Consider the following 15,084-nt stretch of genomic DNA (forward strand, 5'->3'; position numbering starts at 1 on the left):
CCCCGGGATCAGTACGCGAGCGCGCGGTCGACGGCGTCGAGCACGCGGTCCAGGTCGGGCAGGAACGCCTCCTCGACCCGGGACGGCGGGTACGGTGCGTGGTAGCCACCGACCCGCAGGACCGGCGCCTCCAGGTGGTAGAAGCACTTCTCGGTGAGCCGGGCGGCCAACTCGGCGCCCATGCCCAGGAAGACCGGCGCCTCGTGCACCACCACGGCCCGACCGGTGCGCTTGACCGACGCCTCCAGGGTGGCGAAGTCCACCGGGGAGAGCGAGCGCAGGTCGACGACCTCCAGCCGGCGGCCGTCCTCCTCGGCGGCCGCGGCGGCCTCCAGGCAGACCTTGACCATCGGGCCGTACGCGATCAGCGTCGCGTCGGTGCCGGAGCGGACGATCCGGGCGTCGTGCAGGCCCAGGTCGGCGGCGTCGCCCACCTCGCCCTTGTCCCAGTAACGGCGCTTGGGCTCCAGGAAGATGACCGGGTCGTCGGACTCGATCGACTGCCGCAGCATCCAGTGCGCGTCGTGGGCGCTGGCCGGGGTGACCACCCGCAGACCGGCGGTGTGCGCGAAGTACGCCTCGTGCGACTCGCTGTGGTGCTCGACCGCGCCGATGCCACCCGCGTAGGGGATGCGCACGGTGACCGGCAGCTTGACGTGGCCCAGCGCACGGGCGTGCATCTTGGCCAGCTGGGAGACGATCTGGTCGAACGCCGGGTAGACGAAACCGTCGAACTGGATCTCCACGACGGGGCGGTAGCCGCGCAGGGCCAGGCCGATCGCGGTGCCCATGATGCCGGACTCGGCGAGCGGGGTGTCGATCACCCGGTCCTCGCCGAAGTCCTTCTGGAGGCCGTCGGTGATCCGGAAGACGCCGCCGAGCTTGCCGATGTCCTCGCCCATCAGGACGGTCTTCGGGTCGTTCTCCAGCGACTTGCGCAGCGCTCCGTTCAGCGCCTTGGCGATGCTCAGCTGACCGGCCATCAGTGGGTCTCCCCCGCCTCGAAGGAGGCCGCGTACTCGACGTACTCGGCCCGTTCCTCATCGACCAGCGTGTGCGGCTCGCTGTACACGTGGTCGAAGATCAGGGTCGGGTCCGGGTCCGGCATGCCGCGCACGCCCTCGCGCACCCGCAGCCCCAGCTGCTCGCTCTCGGCGTCGACGGCGGCGAAGAACTCCTCGTCGGCCAGGCCCTCCTTCTCCAGGTGGGCGCGGAGCCGGGTGATCGGGTCCTTGGCCTTCCAGGCCTCGGTCTCCTCGGCGTGCCGGTAGCGGGTGGGGTCGTCGGAGGTGGTGTGGGCGCCCATCCGGTAGGTGAACGCCTCGATCAGCACCGGTCCGTTGCCGCTGCGGGCGTGGTCGAGCGCCCAGCGGGTGACCGCCAGGCAGGCCAGCACGTCGTTGCCGTCGACGCGGACGCCCGGGAAGCCGAAGCCGGAGGCGCGGCGGTACAGCGGGATCCTGGTCTGGGTGGTGGTGGGCTCGGAGATCGCCCACTGGTTGTTCTGGCAGAAGAAGACCACCGGCGCGTTGTAGACCGAGGCGAAGGTGAAGGCCTCGTTGACGTCGCCCTGGCTGGAGGCGCCGTCGCCGAAGTACGCGATCACCGCGTCGTCGGTGCCGTCCTTGGTGATGCCCATCGCGTAACCGGTGGCGTGCAGGGCCTGCGCGCCGATCACGATGGTGTACAGGTGGAAGTTCTTCTCGTTCGGGTCCCAGCCGCCGTGGTTCACACCGCGGAACATGCCGAGCAGGTTCAGCGGGTCGACGTCGCGGCACCAGGCCACGCCGTGCTCGCGGTACGTGGGGAAGGCGTAGTCGCCGGGGCGCATCGCGCGGCCGGAGCCGACCTGCGCGGCCTCCTGGCCGAGCAGCGAGGCCCACAGGCCCAGCTCGCCCTGGCGCTGGAGCGCGGTGGCCTCCGCGTCGAACCGGCGCACCAGCACCAGGTCGCGGTAGAGGGCGCGCAGCTCCTCGGGAGTGGTGGTGAGGGGGTAGTCCGGGTTCTCGACCCGCTCGCCTTCCGGCGTGAGCAGCTGGACGAGCTCCGGCTGGGCGTCCTTGCCCTTGCCACGGAGGGTGTCAGGGACGCCGGGGGCCGCCTTCTTGCGAGCCCTCGCCGTGCTTTTGACGGTCACGTTCACTCCTCGGTCTGTCCAGCCGCCCGGGGTCGCCGGTGACCGGTCCGGTCACCGCCTCGCGGGGCGCGCGTGGGTGTGCGCTCCCATTTGCGGGGCAGGTGGTGATCCTGTTCCGACGGCGTCCCTCACGAGAACGTTACCCAGCGTCCGCCCTCGGCGCGCTTGCGCTAGGACGTCCTACTTGTTCAGGGTCTACAACCCCGAGGGTGCCGCGGTCGGCTCGCCGTCGGAAGGGTGGGGGTGACGGCCGGCGTGACGCAGCTCTCAATTCGAGCGCCTTCAGGACACCAGCGCACGTTATCCGGGCAGACGCCCGCGCGTAAGGGGGTTCTCGGTATCGGTTTTGGACGGCCCTGGCCGGATCGCGTCGGTACGGGGATCCGGACGATAGGTCTTTCGTACGGTGATATGGGAGGCTTTGGACGTGACTGATAACGGACAAATCAGGGTATTCCTGCTCGACGATCACGAGGTCGTCCGGCGGGGCGTGCACGATCTGCTCTCGGTCGAGGACGACATCGAGGTGGTCGGCGAGGCCGGCACGGCCGCCGAGGCGCTCACCCGGATCCCGGCGGTCCACCCGGACGTGGCGGTGCTCGACGTCCGTCTGCCGGACGGCAACGGGGTCGAGGTCTGCCGCGAGATCCGGTCCAAGTTGCCGGAGATCAAGTGCCTGATGCTGACCTCGTTCTCGGACGACGAGGCGCTGTTCGACTCGATCATGGCCGGCGCCTCCGGCTACGTGCTGAAGGCGATCCGCGGCACCGACCTGATCACCGCCGTCCGGGACGTCGCGGCAGGCCGCTCGCTGCTCGACCCGGTCGCCACCAGCAGGGTGCTCGCCCGGCTGCGAGACGGCGGGGAGAAGGAGGACGAACGGCTCTCCCAACTCACCAAGCAGGAACGGCGGATCCTCGATCTGATCGGCGAAGGTATGACAAATCGTCAGATCGGCAACGAGTTGCACCTGGCCGAGAAGACGGTGAAGAACTACGTCTCGAGTCTGCTCGCCAAGATGGGCATGGAGCGGCGCACCCAGGCGGCCGCCTTCGTGGCGCGGCACCAGGCCGACCACCAGTACTGACCGTACGGCTGCACAGAGTTGACGGTTTGTCAAGGGCCCCCACAAGGGGGCCATAACCTCTGCACGTGACTTTCAGCCAGACCCTCGCCTGCGCACCGGCCCGCCCCGACATCTCCGCACCGCCGATGGGAACCCTCAGTCCACCCGTCCCGCCGGACGCACTCGCCGAGGTCCTGGCCCGCTACCGGGTGGGCCGGCTGCTGACCGCCGAACCCGTCGCCGAGGGCCTGCTGAACCGGGGGTACCTGGTCACCACCGAGGCCGGTCCGTACTTCCTGAAGTGCTACGTCGACTCCGCCACCGCCGGCCGTCCGAAGATCCTCGCCCACCACCGCGCGATGGCCGCGCTGAACACCCTCGGACTGCCCGTCGCACCCCCGCTGGCCTGCGCCGAACGGTCCGGCACGGTGGCCTCCTGCGGCGGCCGGCTGTTCGCGCTGTTCCCCTGGGTCGACGGCCGGCACCGGCACGGCGACGAGCTCGACCCGTCGCAGTGCGACGCGCTCGGCGCGCTGCTCGGCCGGCTGCACGGCGCACTCGACGACGTCTGCGCCCCCATCGAACAACCCGCCGGCTACCGCAGCGCCGACCCCGCCGACAGCGCCGAGCTCGCCCGCGACCTGCGCTCCCGCGCCCGGGAACACCACCCGGCCGGGGAGTTGGACGCCCTGGTGGTGGAACGGCTCACGGAACGGCTGGATCTGCTCGCCGAGCACGCCCACCGCCGCCCCGCCCCGGAGGCCGCACCGCCCACCGGCTGGACCCACGGCGACTTCCACGGCCTCAACCTGCTGTACGAGGACGGCCCGCGGGGCGGCCGGGTGGCAGCCGTCCTGGACTGGGACAAGCTCGGCCCGCAGCCACGCGCCGAGGAGGCCGTCCGGGCCGCCACACTGCTCTTCAACGACCGCTCGTCCGGCGTCCTCGACCTGGTCCGGGTCCGCCGCTACTCACAGGCCTACCGGGCCTCCGGCGCCGCCACCGCCGAACAGCTGGCCGCCGCCGTCCACCGGGTCTGGTGGGAGCGGCTGAACGACTTCTGGATGCTGCAGTGGCGCTACCAGCGGGCCGACCACCGGGCCGACCCGCTCTACCCCGCCTCCGCGGGACAGCTGGCGTGGTGGTGCCAGGAGTACGAGCAGGTCCTGGACGCCTTCGCCAACTGACCGCGTCAGGGGGACGGCTTCGTGTCCGTCGGCTTCGTGTCCACCGGCGGCTTCGCCGTCCCCGTGCCGGCCCCCGAGGTCGCCGGCGGCGTCGTCGCCGCCGGCGCCGTCGTGGCCGGCGCGCTCCCGGTCGCGCTGTGGCTGGAGGTCGGGGTCGGCGTCGGGGTCGGCGTGCCGTGCTTGCCGGTGTTCGGCGACGGCGACATGTTGTTGCCGTTGTTGCCGGTGTTGTTCCCGTTGTTGTTGCCGGGGTCGGTCGGCGCCGGCGGCTTCTTGCTGCCGGAGACCGAGGCCGGCGGGGTGGTCAGGCCGCTCTGGGCGGGCGCGCTCGGCTCCGTGCTGGTGACCGCCGGGGGCTGCGTCGGGGACACGTCGTGGTCGGGCTTGTCGCCGCCGCCGATCGCGAACGCGATGCCCGCACCGGCCGCGACCAGCACGGCGATCGCGCCGGCCACCCAGGCCCACGGCCCGCGCCGCCTGCCGGGGCCGTCCCCGGCCTCGCCCGCGCCGCCGCCGTACGGAGCACCGGCCGCCGGGTAGGGCGAGGAGGGGGTGTGCGGGCCGCCCGTGGAGTACGGCAGCACGGAGGTCTGGTCGCCCGGGCGCACCGCGCCGAAGGCCGCGGTGGCCGCGGTCTGGTCCGGCCGCAGCACCTGGGTCGCGCCGGTGTCGCCCGAGGTGGCACCGACCCAGCCGTCCCCGGCCGCGCCGTGCATCTCGCGCAGGGCGTGCTGCAGGTGGGCGCGGAACTCGTCGGCGTCCTGGAAGCGGTCGTCCGGGTTCTTGGCGAGCGAGCGCAGCACCAGCGGGTCGAGCATGGTCGGCACCCGGCCGTTGGCCTGCGAGGGCGGCATCGGCGGGTCCTGGACGTGCTGGTAGACCACCGAGAGCGGGGTGTCGCCGGTGAACGGCGGGCGCAGCGTGAGCAGTTCGTAGAGCATGCAGCCGGCCGCGTACAGGTCCGAGCGGTGGTCGACCGGCTTGCCGAGCGCCTGCTCGGGCGAGAGGTACTGCGGGGTGCCCATGACCATGCCGGTCTGGGTCATCGTGGTGGCCCCGCCGGTCAGCGCCCGGGCGATGCCGAAGTCCATCACCTTGACCGCGCCGGTGTTGGTGATGATCACGTTGGCGGGCTTGATGTCCCGGTGGACGATGCCGTTGCGGTGGCTGTAGGCGAGCGCCTCCAGCACCCCGGCGATGATGATCAGCGCCTGGTCGACCGGCGGCGCCTCCTCGTCCGCCAGCAGCTCGCGGACGGTGCGGCCCTCGACCAGCTCCATCACGATGTACGGCGTGGACTCGTCCCCGACGTACTCCTCGCCGGTGTCGTAGACCGAGACGATCGAGTGGTGGTTGAGCGCCGCGACGGCGTGTGCCTCACGGGTGAAGCGCAGCCGGGCGACGTCGTCCTGGGCCAGTTCGCCACGCAGCAGCTTGACCGCGACGGTGCGGCCGAGCCGCACGTCCTCGGCGGCGAACACCTCGGCCATGCCGCCGCGTCCGAGCCGGTAGGTCAGCCGGTAGCGGCCGTCGCCGACGGTGCTCAGCGGCACGGCTGTGCCGCGGCCCGGGGTCTGCGGGCCGCCCGCGGTGACCGGCGGCAGCGCCGAGGTCGGCGCCTCGGCGCCGGGCTCGGGAATCCTCGGGGTTCCGCCGGTCCGGCCGACCGCTCGGACACCCGCGTCGTCGTCCGGCTGCTGCGTCTGTGCCATCGCTCCTCGCCCCGGGCGTTCGCTCGGATCGCGGTGCCCTGTCGCTTTCGTATCCCCGAACGCTACCGCCTCCGGCGGGCGGACGCGGCACCCCCCAACCGGCCGTAAACCGTCAGAGCAGGCCATTCCGGTCGGCGGGGAGGTCGAGGACCAGCACGTTGGCGGGGCGGTCCGCGTGGCCGAGCTTGCCGCCGGACTTCTCGTTCGCCTTGTTGACCACGATCGCGATGATGATGCCCGCGAGCACCAGCACGCCGACGATGATCCCGATCACGACCACGGCCGTCGAGCAGCCACCGCCGCCGCTGGGCGCCTTCGGCTGCTGGTACGGCGGCATCGGCTGCGGCGGCGGGGTGTGCGCCTGCGGCGGCTGCTGGAGGAACTGCGGGTGCGGCGTCCGGTAGGCCGGCGGCGGGGTCTGGTACTGCGGCTGCGGCGGCTGCTGGAGGAACTGCGGGTGCGGCGTCTGCGGGGCCTGCGGGTGCGGCGTCCGGTAGGCCGGCGGCGGGGTCTGGTACTGCGGCTGCGGCGGCGGGGTGTGCGCCTGCGGCGGCTGCTGGGGGAACTGCGGGTGCGGCGTCTGCGGGGCGGCGTGCACCGAGCGCGGGCCCTCGTTGATCACCAGCGGGGTGCTGGCCTGCAGCTTGTGCCCGTTGTCGCCGCCCTTGGCGGACGCGATCAGCCGCTCCGCCTCGTCCCGCATCGCCGCCGCGCTCTGGAACCGGTGGGCCGGGTCCTTGCGCAGCGCCTGGGCGACGAACGCGTCCACCTCGGGGGTGACCGAGCGGTTGAGGGTGGAGGGGGCCGGCGGCTCCTCCTGGACGTGCTTGTAGGCGATCGAGAACGCCGAGTCGCCGTCGAAGACCAGCTGTCCGGTGATCATCTCGAAGAGCATCACGCCGACCGAGTACAGGTCGGAGCGGGCGTCCACCGGCTTGCCGAGCGCCTGCTCGGGCGAGAGGTACTGCGGGGTGCCGACCACCATGCCGGTCTGGGTCATCGACGTGACGCCGGATTCCAGCGCGCGGGCGATGCCGAAGTCCATGACCTTGACGTTGCCCTTGCGGTCGAACATGACGTTGCCGGGCTTGATGTCGCGGTGCACCAGGCCCATGTCGTGCGAGGCCTCCAGCGCGTTCAGCACGCCGACGGTGACCTTCAGGGCCTGCTCGGCCGGCATCGCGCCGTACTGGCCGATCGCCTCGTTGATGGCGTCGCGCAGGCCCATGCCGTCGATCAGCTGCATGACGATGTACGGCGTGCTGGAGCCGTCCGCGGCGACGTCCTCGCCGCTGTCGTACACCGTGACGATGTTCGGGTGCTCCAGCCGCGCCACGGCCTGGGCCTCGCGGCGGAACCGCTCCTTGAACGAGTCGTCCCGGCCCAGCTCGCTGTGCATGCTCTTCAGCGCGACCTGCCGGTCCAGCACGCGGTCGTGGGCGAGGTGCACGGAGGCCATGCCGCCCTCGCCCAGCAGCCGCTGCAGCACATAGCGGCCGTTGCCCAGGGAGAAGCCCTCGACCGCCGCGTTGCCGTGCTCGCTCATGGTCCTCTGCTCCCCCTCGGCGCGGCCGTGCTCGCCGCAGCCTGACGTTCGGTCTCGTCCGTGCGTGGTGGCCCTGCCCGCTGGCCTGGCGGGCCCCTGCCGCGGCGCTTCCACCGGCCGGCGACAGGGGCCAGGGTATCGGCTCGCGCCGACGGTGATCGGTCCAGGGCCGGGCCCGCTCCCCGGCCGCCGGCCCCCGGTCCCGACGGCCGGGACCGGGGGCGGACCGTCGCGGTACGTCCGGTCCGGACGCGGACCGGACGCACCTGTCGCCGGGGTGGGGCGGGATGCGCCTACAGGTAGGGACCGGAGCGGATGCCGCGGCCCTGGCCCGGCTCGTCCTCGTCCGGATCGCCGCTGTGCAGGCCGGGCGGCAGCGCCCGCCGCATCTGCTCCAGCTGGGCCCGCGCCGCCATCTGCTGCGCGAACAGCGCGGTCTGGATGCCGTGGAACAGGCCCTCCAGCCAGCCGACCAGCTGGGCCTGGGCGATCCGCAGCTCGGCCTCGGTCGGGATGGAGTCCTCGGTGAAGGGCAGCGACAGCCGCTCCAGCTCGGCGACCAGCTCCGGGGCCAGACCGAGTTCGAGTTCCTTGATCGAACTCGCGTGGATGTCCTTCAGCCGGGCCCGGCTCGCCTCGTCCAGAGGCGCCGCCCGGACCTCCTCCAGCAGCTGCTTGATCATGCTGCCGATGCGCATGACCTTGGCGGGCTGCTCGACCATCTCGGTCACCGGGAGCTCACGCGGCGCGTCGCCCTCGTGCTCCCCCTCCCCCACCGGGCCGCCGAACCCCTGGCCCACGGGCATCCCGTCCGGTCCGACGATCAGCACCTTCTGGCCGTCCTGCGACTGCCCGCCGGCGGCCCGCAAGGGCTCCTGCGACGGGCGCTCGTTCATCGGATTCGTCATGAACAACATTCTCTCTCACTGGGGTTGGCCGGGCGGAAGCCCCCGGTCGTCCCGCCGTCCCGAGCCACCCCTGACGACGGTACGCCGCCGGGCGCCGCGCGGGTATCCGTACGGATACTCAGTTCCCGCGCCGCGTCCGCCGCCCGGCCGGCCGCCGACCGCCCGCCCGCCGGTGCCCCGGCCCCGTGCCTCAGCCCCGCGCCTCAGCCCTTGCGCAGCCGCAGGCCGACCAGTCCCAGGCCGCAGCCGATCAGGCCCAGGCCGACGCCCAGCGGGAGCTGGGTGGTGGAGGCGTCCTGCCAGTGGGCCGGGAAGATCGCGGGCACGGCGGCGACGGCGGCGACCGGCTGCCCCGTGGCCGCCGCGCCGGCGTCCGGAACGGCCGGGGCCGGGACGGCGGCGGTGTCGCCGGGCGCCTCCGCCTCCGCGGCGCCCCCGTCGGCCTCCGGCTGCTCCGCCTCGGCGACCAGCTCCGGGGCCTGCTCCGGGGCCTGCTCGGGAGCCTGCTCGGGAACCTGCTCGACGCCCTGCTCCGGGCTCTGCTCGACGGCCCGGTCCGGCACCTGGTCCGGCACCTGCTCGGGAGCCTGCCCCCTGGCCCGTTCCACGGCGGTGTCGGACCGCTCGGGCAACAAGGCCGGGTGGTACCGACGGGCCCGGGCGCGGGCGCCGTCCGGATGCGGATGCGGCACCGGCCGCCGGGGCGGCGCGGCCGCCGGCCCGGGGGCGTCCGGCCCGGCGTCCGTCCCCCTCTCCGGCGAGGGCAGGACCGTCGGCAGCGGCAGGGCCGCCGGCGACGGCAGCGCGACGGCCGCGGAGGCGGCGGCCAGCGGGAGGGTGAGCCCCAGCACGGCCACCGCGAACAGCCGCTGGGCGCGGCCGGGGGAGCGGCGGGAAGTACGACGGTGGTGCGGCGCCAAGGGCAGCGGCCCGAGGGGTGCGTGCGGTGATGCGGCCACGGTCGGAGTCCTTCCGACGGCCGACGGCGCCCGGGGGCGGGATCGGCGGCGGGACTGCTCCGGACCAGACTCGCACGCGCGGGTCGTTACGGCATTTCGGGCAATTCACGCCCTTTCCGCCGCCGCCCGCCCCGCCCGGGGACCGCCTCCGCACCTCCCCCGAACCTCCCCCGGACCGCCTCCGGAACTCCCCCGGACCTCCCCCGTTCAGGCCCGCAGCACGACCTTCCCGACCTGGTCCCCGCGCTCCAGCACCCGGTGCGCCTCGGCCACCTCCGCCAGCGGGAGCACCCGGTCCACGACCGGCCGCACCACCCCGGACTCGACCAGCGGCCACACGTGCTCCCGCACGGCCGCCACGATCGCCGCCTTCTCCGCCAGCGGGCGCCCGCGCAGGTTGGTGGCGATCACCGCCCCGCGCTTGCGCAGCAGCGCGTTGAGGTCGAGCTCGCCCTTCACCCCGCCCTGGAGGCCGATGATCACCAGCCGCCCGTTGACCGCCAGCGCCTCCACGTTCCGCTGGAGGTACTTGGCGCCCATGATGTCCAGGATCACGTCCGCCCCGGCGCCGCCGGTGGCCTCCCGGAGCGCCTCGACGAAGTCCTGCTCGCGGTAGTCGATCAGGATGTCCGCGCCCAGCTCGGCGCACCGCGCCAGCTTCTCCGGGCTGCCCGCGGTGACCGCGACCCGCGCGCCGACCGCCTTGGCCAGCTGGATCGCCATGGTCCCGATCCCGCTCGCGCCACCGTGCAGCAGCACCGTCTCGCCGGGCCGCAGGTGCGCGGTGAGGAAGACGTTGGACCACACCGTGCAGGCCACCTCGGGCAGCGCCGCGGCCTCCTCGACGGACAGCCCCGCGGGCTGCGGCAGCAGCTGCCCGGTCGGCACCGCGACCCGCTGCGCGTAGCCGCCGCCGGCCAGCAGCGCGCACACCTCGTCGCCGACCGCCCAGCCGGACACCCCGGGCCCGAGCGCGACGATCCGCCCGGCGCACTCCAGCCCCGGGTAGGGCGAGGCGCCGGGCGGCGGGTTGTAGAAGCCCTGCCGCTGGAGGAGGTCGGCACGGTTGACGGCGGTGGCCGCCACCTCGACCAGGACCTCGCCCTCGGCGGGCACCGGGTCGGGCACCTCGGCCCAGACGAGTGCCTCGGGACCACCGGGTACGGGAATCGTCATCGCATGCATGCCCCGAACCTACTGCGGTCCGGGGCGGTTCGACGGCGCGGCTCAGCCGGTCGGCGCGACTCAGCCGGTCGGCGCGACTCCGCTGGACTTGATGACGATCACCCGGTCGGTGAGCTGGAGCACGGCGGCCTCCGGCTCGGTGTAGTTGAGCACCCGTCGGCCCCGGACCACCGCGACCACGAGGTCCTCGCAGGCGCGCGGGCTGTGCCCGGCCTCGGCCCGGGTGACCGGACGCTCCACCACGTCCAGCCCGTTGCCGTACGTCAGCAGGTCCTCCATCACCGCCCCGGCGTGCGGGCTGAGCATCGACAGCCCGAGCAGCCGGCCGGCCGAACTGGAGCTGGTCACCACGACGTCGGCACCGCTCTGCCGCAGCAGCGGTGCGTTCTCGTCCTCCCGGACGGCGGCGACCACGGTGGCGGCCTTGTTCAACTGCCGGGCCGTCAGCGTGATCAGCACGGCGGTGTCGTCCCGCTCCGGTGCGACCACCACCCGCGCGGCGGTGGGCAGCGCGGCGCGGACCAGGGTGTCGGTGCGGGTGGCGTCGCCGACCACCCCGACCAGGCCGTGCTGGGCGGCCTGGTCGATCACCTTGCGCTGCGGGTCGACGACGACGATGTCCTCCTTCTTCACCCCCTGTCCGAGCAGGGTGTCGACGGCGCTGCGACCCTTCGTCCCGTAGCCGATGACGACGGTGTGCTCGCGCACGGTGGACCTCCAGCGGTTCAACCGCCATTGCAGGCGGGTCCGTTCGGTGAGCACCTCCAGGGTGGTGCCGACCAGGATGATCAGGAACACCACGCGCAGCGGGGTGATCACGAAGATGTTGGTGAGCCGGGCGCTGTCGCTGAACGGGGTGATGTCGCCATACCCGGTGGTGGAGAGCGTCACCGTGGCGTAGTACGCCGCGTCCAGGAAGCTGAGTTCGCCACCGGCGTTGTCGTTGTAGCCCTCCCGGTCGAGGTAGACGATGAACGAGGTGGCGACCAGGACGGCGAGCGCCAGCAGCAGCCGGGAGCCGACCTGCCGGACGGCGGGCGCTGCCCGTCGGGCGGGCAGCACGATCCCGGCGTCCGCCCACGGCTCGGTGCCGGGCGCCATCGTGCGTCCAAGACGGCTCATGCGCCCACCTCACGGTGCCCGGCCGCCGCTTCTCCCGACGCGTACCCGTTGACGGTTCCCTCTCCCCCGGCCTCCGGCCGGGGGTACCCCCACCACTCGCTCACGGCACCTCCAGCAGTTCGACCGTCTCCCCCGCGCCCGCCCCGCCGGGCGGCACCACGGCCAGCGCCTCCGCCCGGGCGAGCCCGCGCAGCATCGCCGGCCCGTCGAAGGCCAGCGGCAGGACACCCTCGGCGGTCCGCCGGACCGGCTGCAGCCGGGTGTCCGTACGGTGCCCGCGCAGGTCCGCCGCGACCGGCGCGAGGACGGGGGCGCCGGCCGGCCGCCCGCCGCGGGCGTGCAGCAGCGGCAGGACGAGGGTCACCATCCCGGCGACGGCGGCCAGCGGGTTGCCCGGCAGGCCCACCAGGTGACGGCCGCCGGGGAGTTTCGCCAGCAGCATCGGGTGCCCCGGCCGGACGGCGACGCCGTCCACCAGCAGTCGGCCACCGGCCTCGGCGAGCGCCCGGTGCAGGAAGTCGACCGGCCCGGCGGCCGTCCCGCCGGTGGTGACCACGAGGTCGGCGGTGGAGTGCCGCAGCGCGTCCCGGAGCAGCCCGAAGTCGTCCCGGACGTAGCCGACTTCGGCCGGCTCGGCCCCGGCGGCCCGCAGCCAGGGCGGCAGCAGCGGGCCGAGGGCGTCCCGGACCAGCCCGGGACCGGGCACCCCGGTGGTGAGCAACTCGTCTCCCAGGACGAGCAGTTGGACCTCGGGACGGCGGTGCACGGACAGCCCGTCGTGGCCGCAGGCGGCGGCCAGGCCGAGCACGGCCGGCCCGACCGTAGTGCCGGACGGCAGCAACTCCTCGCCCCGGCGGCACTCCTGGCCGCGCGGGCGGACGTCCTGGCCGGTGCTCAGCGGCCGCGGGCCGCTGTCGTGCAGCAGCGCGCCGTCCGTCCGTCCGTGCTCACGGCGCAGTACGGCGGTGGCGCCGGGCGGCAGCTGGGCACCGGTGGCGATCTCCACGGCGGTGCCGTCGGCCAGCGGCGCCGGCTCGGCCCGTCCGGCCAGCACCCGGCCGGCGACCCGCCACGGGCCGGGACCGGCGACCGCCCAGCCGTCCATCGCGGAGGTGTCGAAGGCGGGCAGGTCGGTCAGCGCGCCGAGCGGCTCGGCGAGGGTGCGGCCGAGCGCCTCCGCCAGCGGGACCGCGACCCCGGGCAGCGGGCGCGGCCCGGCCCGGCGCGCGGTCTCGCGGGCCCGGGGCCAGCTCAGCACGCCGGGGCCGGTGGACGGTGCGGTCACGGTGGCCTGTCCGACCGCGCTCACGACTCGCCCGGCCGGCCGGCGGTGCCCCAGCCCTCGACGAGGGCCTCCGCCCGCCGGGCCGCCTCGGCGACGGCCTGCGCCCCGCCGCCCCGCTGGGCGGCCGCGTAGCCGATCAGGAAGGCGGTCAGCGGCGCGGCCGGCCGGTCCACCCCGTGCGCGACCACCCGGGCCGTGTCGAGCAGACCACGGACGTCGACGTCCAGGTCGATGCCCAGGTCGGCCTTGACCTCGGCGATCCAGTCATCCAGCGTGCGCTCCATGCGCCCATGCTGCCCGATCGGCGGTTTCACCGATGCGTTCGCCCCGTGTGCGGCGCGCGTCGTTTCGCTCACACCCCGGTGGCGCGACCGCTGAGGTTCAGCTCCGGTCGCGCTCGCGGGCCCGCTCCAGGTCCTCCCAGGTGTCGCAGTCGTGGGCGACGCCGTCGGTGTCGGCCACCCGCGGCCCGCTCAGCCCGCCGACCAGGCGGCGCAGCGGCCGGCCGGCCGGGTCGCCGAGGTCGGCCAGGGCGGCGCGCAGTGCCGCGGTCCGGTAGGCGGCGGCGAGCGGCTGTTCCCGGCCGCCCGCGTCGACCAGCACCGCGCGGTCCGCGGGCGCACCGGCCTCGTCGAGGGCGGTGACCAGCCGTTCCACCGTCCTCCGGTCCAGGAACGGCAGGTCGGCGGCGAGCAGCAGCACGACGTCCGCGGTGACCAGGTCGAGCCCGGCCGCGACGGCGGCCACCGGCCCGCCGCCGGGCGGCTGCTCCCTGGTCCGGCGGACGCCGGGCCGCCCGCCCGGCCGGGCCGGACCCACCACCACGGTGGTACGGGCGCCCGCGCAGGCGGCGAGCACCCGGTCGAGCAGGGTGGTCCCGCCCACCGTCAGCCCCGGCTTGTCGGCCCCGCCGAGGCGCCGGGCGGCCCCGCCCGCCGGGACGATCACGTCGTACGGCGTCATGCGGCCAGTATCCGCCCCGGGCCCTACCGCCCCGCGGCCTCCCGGCCCTCCTCGCCCTCCGGGCCCTCCTCGGGCTCGGCGACGAGTTCGGCCTCGACGGTGTCCTCGGCCGTGCGCGCGGTGTTGGCCCGCGCGCCCAGCTCCAGGAAGGACGGCAGGGTCAGCTCCCCGTAGCGCTCGTTCATCGCCGTGACCAGCGCCTCCGGGTCGTCCGGGTGCGCGGCCAGCAGCCGGTCGAAGTCCTGGAGGTACTCGCCGGTGAAGGCGAGCACCCGGGCGGCGTCGTCGCCCTGGTCCGGGGCCCGGTGGCCGGCGATCACCCGCTCCGCCCCGAGGTCGGCGATCCGGCCGAGGTTGTGCCCCCAGGTGGTGCGCTGGGCCGGAGTGGTGTCGGCGGTCCAGACGTGGGTGCCGTTGTGGACGAAGTCCCCGGCGATCACGGTGCGGATGCTCGGCACGTGGACGACCGTGGAGTCCCCGCAGTCGGCCTGGCCGAGCAGCAGCACCGGGATCACCTGGCGGTCCAGCATCAGCGGCTGCGGCAGCAGCGGGGCGGGGATCAGCGGGTGGTCCGGGACGTCGTCGCCGTACACCGGCTTCCACTGCGCGACCTTCGCGGCGACGGTCCGCCGGATGCCCTCGACCACGGCGGGGGCGGCCAGCAGCTGCGCCTCGGGGAAGAGCCGCAGCACCTCCTCGGCGCCGAAGTAGTGGTCCGGGTGCTGGTGGGTGACCACGACGGCGAGCAGCCGTCTGCCCTTGCCCGCGACCCACTCGGCCAGCTCGCGACCGGCGCTGCGGGTGAGCTGGGCGTCCACCAGGATCGCGGTCCGCTCGCCGAGGATCAGCGTGGAGGTGGCGAAGAAGGCCGACTCGGGGCCGGTGAAGACGGCGGCCTCCAGCGGCCGGACCGGCTGCCCGGACTCCGGCGGCTCGGCACCCGCGCCGGCGCTCTCCTCGGGCGGGGACGTCGTCACGGGCTGCTCCCTCTGGTCGGCGGTCGGATTTCCTGCG

General features: G+C 74.4%; 12 protein-coding genes and 1 pseudogene. 2 read left to right on the forward strand and 11 right to left on the reverse strand.

The window, feature by feature from the left end; genetic code table 11:
- Nucleotides 1-8: 8 nt before the first annotated feature.
- Together ACIQ87_RS35250 and pdhA are read right to left on the reverse strand one after the other, a co-directional pair.
- Complete coding sequence (locus tag ACIQ87_RS35250) at nucleotides 9-983, reverse strand: alpha-ketoacid dehydrogenase subunit beta (RefSeq protein WP_402415110.1); 975 nt, start codon at nucleotides 981-983, stop codon at nucleotides 9-11.
- Nucleotides 983-2,137, reverse strand: a complete 1,155-nt coding sequence (pdhA, locus tag ACIQ87_RS35255) for a pyruvate dehydrogenase (acetyl-transferring) E1 component subunit alpha (protein WP_402415112.1) — start codon at nucleotides 2,135-2,137, stop codon at nucleotides 983-985. The genes ACIQ87_RS35250 and pdhA overlap by 1 nt, the downstream gene beginning before the upstream one ends.
- A gap of 427 nt (nucleotides 2,138-2,564) precedes the next feature.
- Here pdhA and ACIQ87_RS35260 point away from each other — a divergent pair, with 427 nt between their 5' ends.
- Nucleotides 2,565-3,224, forward strand: a complete 660-nt coding sequence (locus ACIQ87_RS35260) for a response regulator (RefSeq protein ID WP_392868616.1) — start codon at nucleotides 2,565-2,567, stop codon at nucleotides 3,222-3,224.
- A 65-nt stretch (nucleotides 3,225-3,289) separates the two neighbouring features.
- On the forward strand, nucleotides 3,290-4,390 hold the full coding sequence (locus ACIQ87_RS35265; protein WP_402415115.1) for a phosphotransferase: 1,101 nt from the start codon (nucleotides 3,290-3,292) through the stop codon (nucleotides 4,388-4,390).
- 5 nt (nucleotides 4,391-4,395) lie between these two features.
- Here the strand turns inward: ACIQ87_RS35265 and ACIQ87_RS35270 are convergent, their stop codons facing one another.
- The 9 genes and pseudogenes from ACIQ87_RS35270 to ACIQ87_RS35310 form a co-directional block, all read right to left on the reverse strand.
- The gene (locus ACIQ87_RS35270) at nucleotides 4,396-6,102 is read right to left on the reverse strand and encodes a protein kinase (protein WP_402415117.1); all 1,707 of its coding nucleotides are present in this window, start codon (nucleotides 6,100-6,102) and stop codon (nucleotides 4,396-4,398) included.
- A gap of 112 nt (nucleotides 6,103-6,214) precedes the next feature.
- A complete protein-coding gene (locus ACIQ87_RS35275) occupies nucleotides 6,215-7,648 on the reverse strand; it encodes a protein kinase (protein WP_402415119.1) in 1,434 nt (477 codons plus the stop codon).
- A gap of 293 nt (nucleotides 7,649-7,941) precedes the next feature.
- On the reverse strand, nucleotides 7,942-8,544 hold the full coding sequence (locus ACIQ87_RS35280; RefSeq protein ID WP_402415168.1) for a bacterial proteasome activator family protein: 603 nt from the start codon (nucleotides 8,542-8,544) through the stop codon (nucleotides 7,942-7,944).
- Between the two features lie 215 nt (nucleotides 8,545-8,759).
- Nucleotides 8,760-9,515: a hypothetical protein gene (locus tag ACIQ87_RS35285; protein ID WP_402415122.1), complete on the reverse strand. Its 756-nt coding sequence runs from the start codon at nucleotides 9,513-9,515 to the stop codon at nucleotides 8,760-8,762.
- A 207-nt stretch (nucleotides 9,516-9,722) separates the two neighbouring features.
- Nucleotides 9,723-10,700, reverse strand: coding sequence for an NAD(P)H-quinone oxidoreductase (locus ACIQ87_RS35290; RefSeq protein ID WP_402415124.1), 978 nt, complete (start codon nucleotides 10,698-10,700; stop codon nucleotides 9,723-9,725).
- A 60-nt stretch (nucleotides 10,701-10,760) separates the two neighbouring features.
- Complete coding sequence (locus ACIQ87_RS35295; protein ID WP_402415127.1) at nucleotides 10,761-11,822, reverse strand: potassium channel family protein; 1,062 nt, start codon at nucleotides 11,820-11,822, stop codon at nucleotides 10,761-10,763.
- Nucleotides 11,823-11,922: 100 nt separating this feature from the next.
- On the reverse strand, nucleotides 11,923-13,107 hold the full coding sequence (locus tag ACIQ87_RS35300) for a molybdopterin molybdotransferase MoeA (protein ID WP_402415130.1): 1,185 nt from the start codon (nucleotides 13,105-13,107) through the stop codon (nucleotides 11,923-11,925).
- Nucleotides 13,108-13,127: 20 nt separating this feature from the next.
- Nucleotides 13,128-14,070: pseudogene (locus tag ACIQ87_RS35305) on the reverse strand (NTP transferase domain-containing protein).
- A gap of 23 nt (nucleotides 14,071-14,093) precedes the next feature.
- On the reverse strand, nucleotides 14,094-15,047 hold the full coding sequence (locus tag ACIQ87_RS35310) for an MBL fold metallo-hydrolase (protein ID WP_402415133.1): 954 nt from the start codon (nucleotides 15,045-15,047) through the stop codon (nucleotides 14,094-14,096).
- Nucleotides 15,048-15,084 lie beyond the last annotated feature (37 nt).

The organism is Kitasatospora sp. NPDC096204 (genome assembly GCF_044763205.1).
In the GTDB taxonomy this organism is placed as follows: Bacteria; Actinomycetota; Actinomycetes; order Streptomycetales; family Streptomycetaceae; genus Kitasatospora.